This window comes from Acidithiobacillus sp. (assembly GCF_023255755.1).
Lineage (GTDB): Bacteria > Pseudomonadota > Gammaproteobacteria > Acidithiobacillales > Acidithiobacillaceae > Acidithiobacillus.
The window spans coordinates 1-10,492 of the sequence record NZ_JAGDVS010000203.1; the positions used below are offsets into that span (position 1 = coordinate 1).

The following is a 10,492-nucleotide window of genomic DNA, read 5'->3' on the forward strand; positions in this document are numbered from 1 at the left end:
CCCGTCCATGCCTGGGGCATGGACGTGGGTCGGCCGGAGCGCGTCGCCGTGATGAGGGTGCCCCGCATCCCCACCGCAACCGCATATGCTACACATCATTCCACCTCCAGTTGTTGAACGCGCAGTTCCTCGCCCCCGATGACCTGAAGCTGATGGCTGCCGCATTGGGGGCAGGCATCGAAATATTGCCGGATGGATACTTTTTCGCCGCAGGGAAGGCACCACGCCTGTGCCGGCACCGCCACGATCTCGAGTATGGCGCCCTCCGCCAGCGTGCCCCGGGTGACCGCATCGAAATGGAAGCGCAACGCCTCCGGTTCCACGCCAGCCAGGGCGCCGATCTCCAGGCAAACCCTGCTTACCCGGAGAAAGCCCTGGATCCCGGATTGTTCCTCCAGGATTTGGAGTACGCCTTCGCACAAGGATAATTCATGCATCTCGGGGCAGGCCGTCAGGGGCAAGGACGCGGCCACTCACCGGAGCCGAAGATCCCCGTCCGGTTTTTTTCTTCAGCATACCTTTACCTGCAACAGCTCCTCCCCGTCCGGGTCCACCAGGTGGACGGCGCAGGCGATGCAGGGATCGAAGCTGTGGATGGTACGGAGGATCTCCAGAGGCTGGGCAGGGTCAGGGAGTTCGGTGCCCTTGAGGGCCGCCTCGTAGGGGCCGTCCTGTCCGGCGGCATCCCGCGGGCCGGCATTCCAGGTGCTGGGTACCACCGCCTGGTAGTTGTCGATGAGACCGTCCTTGATGACCACCCAATGGGCCAGGGCGCCGCGGGGCGCCTCCATGAAACCCACGCCGCGCGTCTCGGCGGGCCAGGAGGAAGGCTCCCAGAGGGCCGGGTTGAAGGTTTCGAGTTTTCCGGCGCGGATATTGGCCATGAGCTGGTCGTACCAGCCCTGCATGGCGTCGGCGATGATCTTGCTCTCCAGGGTGCGGGCGGCGGTCCGTCCCATGGTGGAAAAGAGTGCCTCGACGGGCAGGCCCAGATTGCGCAGGCTGCTGTCCACCAGAGTGCGGGCCTCCTGGTTACCGCTGGCATAGAGGACCAGCATCCGGGCCAGAGGCCCCACCTCCATCGCCTTGCCCTTCCAGCGCGGCGACTTGATCCAGGAATAGCTGGCCGCGCTGTCCAGATGCGCGTAGGGCGGTTGGGGTCCGGTATAGTCCAGGTGGGTTTGTCCCGCAAATGGATGGAGCCCCTGGTCCTTGCCCACGGTGTAGGAATACCAGGAATGGGCCACGAACTCCTGGATCTGGTCGGGGGCGCGCAGTTCCAGAGGATGGAGGGTGGAGAGGTCCCGGTTGAGGATGATGCCGCGGGGGATCATGAGGCCGTCCAGGTCGTTGATGCCCATGGAGGGGAACTCGCCGTAGGTCAGGAAGTTGCCCACCCCTTCGCCCTTGCCGAACCAGTCCTTGTAAAAGCCAGCGATGGCGAGGGTGTCGGGCAGGTAGACCTGATCCACGAAACGGCGGATCTCGCGGATGACATTCTGCACGATCTCCAGGCCCGTCATGTTGACGGCGGTGGCCCCGGCCCCCGCCGCCGCGCTGTCGTGCAGCGTCGCGGGCGACACACTGATGGCCGTGGGCACTCCACCCACCACGAAATTGGGATGGGGGTTCTTGCCGCCGAAGACGGCATGGAGCTTGGCCACCTCCCGCTGCCAGGCCAGGGCATCCAGGTAATGGGCCAGCGCCATGAGGTTGGCCTCGGGCGGCAGCTTGTAGGCGGGGTTGCCCCAGTACCCGTTGGCGAAGATACCGAGTTGTCCAGAGGCCGAGAAACGGGTGAATTTGTCCTTCACCTCGGCGAAGTAGCCCGGCGAGGAGCGCGGGTAATCACTCAGGGATTGGGCCAGCGCGGCCGTTTTGGCGGGATCCGCCTGGAGGGCCGAGAGCACATCCACCCAGTCCAGGGCGTGCAGTTGATAGAAATGCATCACATGATCGTGGACGAACTGGGCGGCGATCATGAGATTACGGATCAATTGGGCGTTTTGCGGGATAGGGTAATGGAGCGCGTCCTCCACCGCCCGCACCGAGGCGATGCCATGCACCAGGGTGCAGACCCCGCAGATGCGCTGGGCGAAGGCCCAGGCGTCACGGGGATCGCGGCCCTGGAGGATGATTTCCAGGCCGCGCACCATGGTCCCGGAACTGGAAGCGCCGGTGATGACGCCATCCTTGACCTCAGCCTCGATGCGCAAGTGCCCCTCGATGCGGGTGACGGGATCGACGACGACGGTTTGCTTGACCATGAATCACTCCTGCTCCGTAACGAGATGGTCGGCCACCAGTTCCAGCAGGCTCTGGGCCGTCTTGTCCCAATGGAAATGGGCCTGGCCGTCGTCGAAGGTCTGACGGCAGTTGGAACAGGTCGATACCAGCATCTCCGCCCCTGTGTCCTCCACCTGCTGCATCTTGATCTGGTAGGTCTTGTAGCGCAGGGGGTCGGCCCGGTGGATGGTCACCACCCCGCCGCCGCCCCCGCAGCACCAGTTGTAGGCGCCGTGCGCGTCCATCTCCCGCAGGTCCACTCCCAAGGCGTGCAGCACCTCCCGCGGCGCCTCCGTGGCGCCGCCGCGGCGCACGATCTGGCAGGGATCGTGGAAAGTCGCCGAATTCTGCACGGGTTGCAGTTGCAGCTTGCCCTGGCGGATCCCTTCCGCCAGATACTCGGCGATCTGTAACACCCGGAAGGGCAGAGGCTTGCCATAGAGGTTGGCGCCCTGCCAACGCAGGGCCTGATAGGCATGGCCGCATTCCGGCAGGATGAGGGTCCTGGCGCCCACCGCGATGGCGGCCTCGATGAGCTTGAGGCTCGCCTCCCGCTGACCCTGCTGGTCGCCGGCGAACATGCTGAAATTGGTAGCCTCGTAACCCTCGCTGCGAAAAGTCCAGGATGCGCCCATCCGCTTCATGATCCGGGCCAGGGCGACGATGGACTGGGGATATTTCATGACCTCGATGGAGGAGATGGTCATGAGGACGTCCGCCCGTTCCCGATCCAGGGGAATCTCGACGCCGTGCTCATCCTCCAGCCAGGCGATGCGGTCCTTGAGGACCGCCGGGGTGGCGCCGAGGGGGCTGCCTTCCCGTTTCGCGCGCTCCACCGTCGCCCAGAGTTCGTGGGGCACCAGCCCGGCGGCGGCCATGCCGTGCCGGGCCAGGCCAACGAGGCTGGCGATGTCGATGCCCATGGGGCAGACCATGGTGCAGCGCCCGCATTGGGTGCAACTGTCATAGATCAGATCCTGCCAGTCTTCCAGCTCCTGCACAGTGACGCGGCGCTTGAGGTTGAACAGGCGGAAAAAAGGCGCAAAAGGCCCGACTTCGCGCTTGTAGGCCTGTTTGAAGGGTTCCAGCTTCCAGATGGGGGTATATCTGGGGTCGCCGGTCTGCACATAGTATTGGCAGACCTCGGCGCACTGGCCGCAATGCACGCAGGACTCCATGTAGAGGGCGGCGGTGGCGCCGAAATCCTTGACGAAGCCGCGCATGGCCCGGTCGAGCCGCTCGGTGTCGGCCATCTCGCCCTGCTTGTCGTAGCGTGGCTCGGGTTTCTGGATGCTCAGACGAGGCTGGTTCAATTCCAGAGGGAACTGCGTATCCGTGCTGGTCATGTCTGTGCCCCCCGACGGCTGTAGATCGTCCCGGTGACGCCACGGGAGAACAGGAAGAGCACGGTATGGGCGAGCTTGCTGAAGGGCAGCCACGCCAGCAGGAGTTCGGCGCTCAGCATGTGCACGGCGAGCAGGTCCTCATAACGGCCACCCAGATGGTAATAGGCCATGAGCCCCGTGAGCAGCGGCGTAAAGACCAGCAGCCAACTGAAGTAGTCATCGAAATTGGAGATCTGGCGCAGCACCGGGTGAGTGGCGCGATGGGCGAGGAGGGCGAGGAGGCTGATCAGGGCGACACCGGCGGCAAAGGTGATTACCCCCGTCGGCAAGCCCGGCCAGGACAGGCCTGTGATGTCGCGGATGAGGAGGATGTGGGGCAGCAAGCCCAGAATCACCAACGCCAGGCTGAAGTGAAAGACGTAGCTCACCGCCTCCCAGTGCAGGATGCGGGGCCGGAACTCCCGGCGCGGCCACATGCGGGTAAAGATGGTCCTGATGCCCCCCAGCCAGGCGTGGCGCACCCGCGGCTCCGAAAGATCGCGGGGTCGGCGCAGAACCAACACCCCCACGAGCCGCCAAAACATGCCGAAAACCAGGATGATCAGCGCGGCCTCCAGGGCGGGGCCGCGGGCGAAATCCAGCAGGTCTGTCTCAGTGCTCATGGGAATCCTCCTTGGGGGGCGGGCTGTTTACCTCTTTGGCGCTTTTTGCAGCGGCCGCCTGCTGACGGGAGCGGGCGAGCGCTGCCGCTCCCACCCCGACCACTGCTCCCCCCAGCGCCGCACCGCCCAAAACCTCCCCGCGCGGCCAGTGGCCGGTAGCTGCAGGCAGAGGCCGGTAAAATCCGCCCTTGTCCCAAAAGTCCGGCTCGGAGCAGCCCAGGCAACCATGACCGGATTGGATGGGAAAGCTGGTCCCCTGGTTCCATTTCAGGGTGGCGCAGGCGTTATAGGTCACCGGTCCCTTGCAGCCCAACTCGTAGAGACACCAGCCGTTGCGCGCGCCCTCGTCGTCGAAGGTGTGGGCGAAGCGGCCCTCGTCGTAGAAAGGCCGGCGGTAGCAACGGTCGTGGATGGTATTGCCGTAAAACGTCAGCGGTCGCCCCTGGCGGTCGAGGGCGGGCATCCCGAAACTCAGGTAGTAGACGACCACCCCGGTCATCACCTCGGGGATGGGCGGACAGCCCGAGACGTTGATGATGGGGCGGTCGCGGACGACCTCCGAGACCGGCACCGCGCCGGTGGGGTTGGGTGCCGCATAGGGAACGCCGCCGAAAGCGGCGCAGGTCCCCACCGCGATGATGGCCGCAGCCCCCTGGGCGGCATGGCGCAGGTCATCGACAGCGCTTTGGCCCGCGGCCACACAGTAGGCGCCGCCCGCTCCCATGGGCACGGCCCCGTCCACGATGAGGATGTACTTGCCCCAGGCCTTGCGCATGGCTTCTTTCCGGGCTGCCTCGGCGGCCTCCCCGGCAGCGGCCTGAAGCGTATCGTTAAAGGCCAGGGAAATGTTGTTGAACATGAGGTGTTCGATGGTAGGCGAGAAGGAGCGGGTCATGGATTCCAGGCAGCCGGTGCATTCCTGATAGGAGAGGTAGATCACCGTGGGGCGGAGGGTGGTCGCCAGCTTTTCTGCCATGGCCGCAGCGGCGGCGGGGGGCAGGGCCAGCAGGGAGGCGGTGGCGGCGCAAAATTTCAGGAAGGCGCGACGGCTCAGGCCGTTTTTCCGGAATGCGTCGAGGATGGTTTCGTCCATCAGTATTCTCCCGATGCGCGAACGACGATGCGTTGCCGCAGCCGCTGCAGCCCGACTGCGATGTCCGTGGTATCAGCCGGAACGATCTCCGGCACATGGCATACTTCCAGCGACTCCGTCAGCAGAATTCCGTCCTCGCTGGAATGGCGCACCCACCACACACCCGCTACCCCGGTCTCCTCGATGCGGGAGGTTCCCAGGGTTGCCAGTTCCATGTGAACCTCTCCCGTCCCCAGAGTCTCCCGGAGCATATCCCGGTCGGCGGGGGAAAGGGGCAAGGAGCCAAGGTCGATGCAGTGCCGCCGCCCCGAGAGGAGCAAGGCATCCAGGGCGGCGGCAATCTCCTGCAGCAAGGCCGGCGCGTTGGCGGCGGGGCTAGGCGCGGGACGGATGGGAATGGCATCAAGCGTCTTCACGTTGCCATTCCTCCAGGAGCGATCGGGCGCGACGCCCTGCTTCGGGCAGGGACCGGGCCAGCGGCAAACTCAGGGTGTCGCCCCAGGCGATGGTCCGGGGCTGAATGCCGAGCAAGGCCCGCCGGGGTGGAAGACAACCGAGCAGGCGCGCCATGTCCAGCAGTTCGGCTAGGCCGGCCTCGTGCACGCTGCCGGCTCTGGGACGGGCCAGGAGACGGTCCATCTCTGCCCCCTGGAAGAGGGTCACCTGCCCCGCTTCTTGTCCTGATTCCACGGCATCCGCCACCAGCAAAGCATTCACTCCCTCCAGTTCAACCAGCAGCGACGCGCAGATCGTGCCCCCATCCAGGACCGTGACGCCGGTCATGGGTGCCTGCCCGGCGAGCCAGCGGACGACGTGCACACCCACTCCATCGTCCCCTTGCAGGATATTACCCAGCCCCAGTACCAGTATGCTTCCCATCGTGCCCTCGTGGGGGATCGGAGCGACGGCGCTCAAACGTGCTTGTCCGTATCCAGTGCGAAATGCCCGGAGAACTCCGCGTGGTCGAGGATGTGACCGAGCGGATGGAATTCGCGGGCACGGGGGTCCGCGGCGGGGGGCGGTCCGAGTTGGTCGCTGTCCCGACCTCCCTTGCGCAGCCTTCCTTTCACCGATTCCCAGCCGGCGCCTTCGGCGAGGCCGAGGATAGGCAGATCGGTCGCCATCAGGATAAAGTCATAGTGTTGAAGCTGATGGTTGGCGTCTGCCTCCGGCGGGCGGTAAGCCATGGTCCCGAAGTCATTGCGCCCCAGCTTGGCGCCATCAGGCAATGGGCCGCCTTCGTGGATACCTTCAGCGGCAGGCGGCAGGTCATAGCCCAGCCACTGGACCTTGCGCCCTGCTTCCGCCTCGCGATGCTCCATGAGCAGGATCAGGCTTTTGGTGCCGGGTGGCAGATGCTGCCAGAAGATGGGCGGGGTGCGCCCGTCGCCGGGTTGAGTGAAACGTCTGGCGATCCAGTCGTCAGGATCGATGCCGGTACTGAATACCTTCATCTCTGCCATGGTGGCCTCCTCACAAGTGTGCGGGCGCTTGGCCAAGTGCTGCGGTCGCCTCCGATACGGCCGAGCCCGCGGAAATATCCCATTACCGCCTAAGGATAGCAGATAGTCGGTGGTGTCGACGGACGCGTTACCTAGCGATCCTTATGGGGGGATTCCTTAGAGGCTCGGGTTTTCCTCCAACGCCAAGTGATCGTCGAGGGTCTCGCGGCGGCGGATGAGGCGATGCTGGTGGCCGCTGATGAGCACTTCGGGAGGACGGGGGCGGCTGTTGTAATTGCTGCTCATGGCGAAACCGTAGGCGCCAGCGCTCATTACGGCGAGCAGGTCACCGGCCCTGGCCGCTACCGGGCGGTCCTTGGCGAGGAAGTCACCACTTTCACAGACCGGGCCGACGACATCCATGGCTTGTCCTGTTTCGGCGCTTTGGTGCAGGGGCAGGATGTCATGCCAGGCCCCGTACAGCGCGGGGCGCAACAGGTCATTCATGGCCGCATCCACCACGCAGAACTGCTTGCTGCCGTTGTCCTTGAGGTATTCCACCTTGGTCAGCAGCACGCCGGCATTGCCCGCCAGCGCCCGGCCCAGCTCCACTACCCGCCGTACCGCTACGCCTTGCAAAGCCTGATCCAGCGTCCAGGCGTAGTCGGCGGGGCTGGGCGGGATTTCGTCGTGGTAGCGAATGCCCACACCGCCGCCCAGATCCAGATGCTGGAGGGCAATCCCATGGGCCGCCAGTTCGTCATACAGCGCGCGCACCCGCACTGCGGCCTCACCCAAGGGTGTCAGGTCCAGCAACTGGGAGCCGATATGGCAGGCAATACCTTTCAGCTCCAGCGCCGGGTGTTGCGCGGCCTGCAGGTAAAGGTGGCGAGCCTGATCCATGGCGATGCCGAACTTACTCTCTTTCAGCCCCGTAGCGATGTAGCGATGGGTGCCGGGGTCCACGTCGGGATTGACCCGCAGGGCGACGGGCGCACGTTTGCCCATGTCGGCAGCAATGTCCGCGATACGCCAGAGTTCGGCCGCGGATTCCACATTGAGGCAGAAGATAGCGGCGTTGAGGGCAGCGCGGATTTCGACGCTGGACTTGCCGACACCGGAAAAAACGATCTTGCCGACATCGCCACCCGCACGCAGCACCCGCTCCAGCTCACCGCCAGAGACAATATCGAAGCCCGCGCCCATCTCCGCAAAAATCCGCAGGATGCGGAGATTGCTGTTGGCCTTGACCGCATAACAGACCTGGGTATTGTCACCGAGGGCAGCGCTGAAAGAGTGATAGCGCTCGCGCAACGCCGCTTCGGAGTAGACGTAACAGGGCGTACCGTAATGCTCCGCTATTTCCTGCAAAGGGAGGTCTTCGCCATAAAGGGCGTGATCGCGGTAGTGAAAAGTATTCATGGGGCAGCGGGGCTCTGAACAGGCGCCGCGGGCTCAGCGGATGTGGGGTTCTGGGCAGGAGCCGTGGGTGCGGCAGGTGTAACGCTGTGGGCGGGCGGCAGGGTCAAGGCCGTTTTACGGCCGCAACCGCCCAGCGCGAGACCAAGCAGCAGCAGCAGGAAGACGGCGCGGGCGCGGTTCACAGAGCCTCCCGCTGCAAGCGCTCACGAGCGCGCAGGATGGCGGCTTGCACTTGCCGGGGTGCCGTACCGCCCAAGTGGTCACGCGCCGCCAGGGAGCCTTCCAGCACCAGCACCTCATAGACCTCCCGACCGATGAGCGGTGACAAGGCCTGCAAATCCGCCAGTGGCATGGCTTCCAGGCCGATGTTGCGTTCTTGGGCCAGGCGTACCGCCCGTCCCACCACGGCATGGGCATCACGGAAAGGCAGCCCCTTGCGCACCAGATAATCGGCCAGATCGGTGGCGGTGGCAAAGCCGCGTTCCGCCTGCGCGCGCATAACCGCAGGCCGGGTCTGCAGGCCCGGCAGCATCCGGCCCATGATCTCCACGCTGGCGCGCATCTGGTCGAGGGCGTCGAAAAAGGTTTCTTTGTCTTCCTGATTATCGCGGTTATAGGCGAGGGGCTGGCCCTTCATAAGGACGAGGATAGCGACGAGATCGCCAATCACCCGCCCGCTCTTGCCGCGAATGATTTCTGCGACATCCGGGTTCTTCTTTTGCGGCATGATGCTGGAGCCGGTACAGAAGCCATCGGGTAGGTCGATGAAGCCGAAGGGCGCCGACATCCACAGGATCAGCTCTTCCGACAGCCGCGAGAGGTGGACGGCGAGGATGGCCAGGTCCGATAACACTTCCATTACAAAGTCGCGGTCGGAGACGGCATCGAGGCTGTTTTCGGCGACGGCCTCAAAGCCGAGCTGACGCGCCACATCCCAGCGGTCGATGGGAAAGGTAGTCCCCGCCAGCGCCGCCGCGCCCAGGGGCAGCACATTCACCCGTCGCCGCGCATCGAACAGACGCTGGGTATCGCGGTGGAACATCTCCACATAGGCCATACAGTGGTGACCAAAGCTTACCGGTTGGGCGACCTGCATGTGCGTCAGGCCGGGGAGGATAGTCTCCACCTCCCGCTCGGCAAGGTCGATGAAGACGTTTTGCAGGTGCTGCAGCCCCTGGACGAGGTCATCCAGGCAGCCGCGGGTATAAAGGCGCAGGTCGGTAGCTACCTGATCGTTGCGGGAACGGCCGGTGTGGAGCTTCTTGCCGACGTCGCCGATGATTTCGGTGAGGCGTGACTCGACGTGCATGTGGATGTCTTCCAGGGCGTCGACAAAGGGGAGGCGGTCTTCGACGATCTCCTGTTGCACCTGCGCCAGCCCGGTGACGATGGCTTCCGCCTCCGCCTCCGTCAGCACGCCCACCCGACCCAGCATACGCGCATGGGCCATGGAGCCACGGATGTCTTCCGCGTACAGACGGCGGTCCACCTGAATGGATGCCGTAAAGGCTTCTACCAGACTGTCGGTGCCCGCCGCGAAGCGTCCACCCCACATTTTTTCACTCATGCCCACACCTCCTGTCCTGCCCGCGACTATAGCGAAAAGGGGGCATTGTTCGCCAGCGCTTCCAGCAGCCGATCCGACTCTTTGGCATTCCTCTCCGGCTCTTGCTACAGTCTGAAAGAAGAGCTTACACGCGGGGTACAACGGATGGACGAAGCCGAAAAAACGCATGGCTGGCGCTGGCTGATCGTGTTGCTGTTTTTGCTGATTCTGGCGGTGGTGCTGTTCTTCTGGTGGCAGGACCAGCGGCCCAAGGTACAGTCCGCAGCACCTGCTGCGGCGGCGGTGCAACTGATATCACCCACGGTATCCACTCGGTCCGTTGCGAACTTTCCCGTTGGCAAGACCATTTCTCAGGAGGGCACGCTGGAGGGCCCCATCAGCGGGCAGTGCGGCAACATTAAGTGGCACAACCTCAGTCCCGCCGAAGTTGCCAACCTTCGTAAGCTTTGCCCGCCCGCAGCCGCTACCCGGTCCTGAAGTCACCCGTTTAATATGACTGCGGCAGGATTATGCGCGCCTCCAGGCCGCCGCCCGGCGCGTTGACCAGGGAAAAACGCCCGTGATGGTGGGCCACAATCCGTTCGACGATGGCCAGCCCAAGCCCTACCCCGCCGCCCTTTCCGGCTTGTGCGAAAGGCGCACGCACGGTTTCCAGGTCAGTCTCCGCAATGCCC

General features: G+C 64.4%; 13 protein-coding genes. 1 reads left to right on the forward strand and 12 read right to left on the reverse strand.

Going from position 1 to position 10,492, the window contains the following annotated elements:
• Positions 1–95 precede the first annotated feature (95 nt).
• From hypA to argH, 11 genes are all read right to left on the reverse strand, one after another.
• Entirely contained in the window at positions 96–437 is a 342-nt protein-coding gene (gene hypA, locus Q0C48_RS14510) for a hydrogenase maturation nickel metallochaperone HypA (RefSeq protein ID WP_291525597.1), read from the reverse strand.
• Between the two features lie 72 nt (positions 438–509).
• Positions 510–2,267, reverse strand: coding sequence for a nickel-dependent hydrogenase large subunit (locus Q0C48_RS14515; protein WP_291525578.1), 1,758 nt, complete (start codon positions 2,265–2,267; stop codon positions 510–512).
• Between the two features lie 3 nt (positions 2,268–2,270).
• Positions 2,271–3,632, reverse strand: coding sequence for a (Fe-S)-binding protein (locus Q0C48_RS14520; protein ID WP_291525580.1), 1,362 nt, complete (start codon positions 3,630–3,632; stop codon positions 2,271–2,273).
• Positions 3,629–4,294: a nitrate reductase gene (locus Q0C48_RS14525; protein ID WP_291525582.1), complete on the reverse strand. Its 666-nt coding sequence runs from the start codon at positions 4,292–4,294 to the stop codon at positions 3,629–3,631. Before Q0C48_RS14525 ends, Q0C48_RS14520 begins: the two co-directional genes overlap by 4 nt.
• Positions 4,284–5,387: a hydrogenase small subunit gene (locus tag Q0C48_RS14530; RefSeq protein WP_291525584.1), complete on the reverse strand. Its 1,104-nt coding sequence runs from the start codon at positions 5,385–5,387 to the stop codon at positions 4,284–4,286. Before Q0C48_RS14530 ends, Q0C48_RS14525 begins: the two co-directional genes overlap by 11 nt.
• Entirely contained in the window at positions 5,387–5,803 is a 417-nt protein-coding gene (locus Q0C48_RS14535; RefSeq protein ID WP_291525586.1) for a hydrogenase expression/formation C-terminal domain-containing protein, read from the reverse strand. The genes Q0C48_RS14530 and Q0C48_RS14535 overlap by 1 nt, the downstream gene beginning before the upstream one ends.
• Positions 5,790–6,266, reverse strand: a complete 477-nt coding sequence (locus Q0C48_RS14540; protein ID WP_291525588.1) for a hydrogenase maturation protease — start codon at positions 6,264–6,266, stop codon at positions 5,790–5,792. The genes Q0C48_RS14535 and Q0C48_RS14540 overlap by 14 nt, the downstream gene beginning before the upstream one ends.
• A 32-nt stretch (positions 6,267–6,298) precedes the next feature.
• Entirely contained in the window at positions 6,299–6,850 is a 552-nt protein-coding gene (locus Q0C48_RS14545; protein WP_291525589.1) for a YbhB/YbcL family Raf kinase inhibitor-like protein, read from the reverse strand.
• Between the two features lie 156 nt (positions 6,851–7,006).
• Complete coding sequence (lysA, locus tag Q0C48_RS14550) at positions 7,007–8,251, reverse strand: diaminopimelate decarboxylase (RefSeq protein ID WP_291525591.1); 1,245 nt, start codon at positions 8,249–8,251, stop codon at positions 7,007–7,009.
• Entirely contained in the window at positions 8,248–8,433 is a 186-nt protein-coding gene (locus tag Q0C48_RS14555) for a lipoprotein (protein WP_291525592.1), read from the reverse strand. The genes lysA and Q0C48_RS14555 overlap by 4 nt, the downstream gene beginning before the upstream one ends.
• Positions 8,430–9,818, reverse strand: coding sequence for an argininosuccinate lyase (gene argH / locus Q0C48_RS14560; protein WP_291525593.1), 1,389 nt, complete (start codon positions 9,816–9,818; stop codon positions 8,430–8,432). Before argH ends, Q0C48_RS14555 begins: the two co-directional genes overlap by 4 nt.
• 144 nt (positions 9,819–9,962) lie before the next feature.
• Here argH and Q0C48_RS14565 point away from each other — a divergent pair, with 144 nt between their 5' ends.
• Positions 9,963–10,295, forward strand: a complete 333-nt coding sequence (locus Q0C48_RS14565) for a hypothetical protein (protein WP_291525594.1) — start codon at positions 9,963–9,965, stop codon at positions 10,293–10,295.
• A 10-nt stretch (positions 10,296–10,305) separates the two neighbouring features.
• Here Q0C48_RS14565 and Q0C48_RS14570 read toward each other — a convergent pair.
• The coding region (locus Q0C48_RS14570; protein ID WP_291525595.1) for an ATP-binding protein at positions 10,306–10,492 on the reverse strand (187 nt) is incomplete at its 5' end.

Coding starts and splice junctions, on each gene's coding strand:
- hypA (WP_291525597.1), bottom strand. CDS start 437: ATGCATGAATTATCCTTGTGCGAAGGCGTACTCCAAATCCTGGAGGAA.
- Q0C48_RS14515 (WP_291525578.1), bottom strand. CDS start 2,267: ATGGTCAAGCAAACCGTCGTCGTCGATCCCGTCACCCGCATCGAGGGG.
- Q0C48_RS14520 (WP_291525580.1), bottom strand. CDS start 3,632: ATGACCAGCACGGATACGCAGTTCCCTCTGGAATTGAACCAGCCTCGT.
- Q0C48_RS14525 (WP_291525582.1), bottom strand. CDS start 4,294: ATGAGCACTGAGACAGACCTGCTGGATTTCGCCCGCGGCCCCGCCCTG.
- Q0C48_RS14530 (WP_291525584.1), bottom strand. CDS start 5,387: ATGGACGAAACCATCCTCGACGCATTCCGGAAAAACGGCCTGAGCCGT.
- Q0C48_RS14540 (WP_291525588.1), bottom strand. CDS start 6,266: ATGGGAAGCATACTGGTACTGGGGCTGGGTAATATCCTGCAAGGGGAC.
- Q0C48_RS14545 (WP_291525589.1), bottom strand. CDS start 6,850: ATGGCAGAGATGAAGGTATTCAGTACCGGCATCGATCCTGACGACTGG.
- lysA (WP_291525591.1), bottom strand. CDS start 8,251: ATGAATACTTTTCACTACCGCGATCACGCCCTTTATGGCGAAGACCTC.
- argH (WP_291525593.1), bottom strand. CDS start 9,818: ATGAGTGAAAAAATGTGGGGTGGACGCTTCGCGGCGGGCACCGACAGT.
- Q0C48_RS14565 (WP_291525594.1), top strand. CDS start 9,963: ATGGACGAAGCCGAAAAAACGCATGGCTGGCGCTGGCTGATCGTGTTG.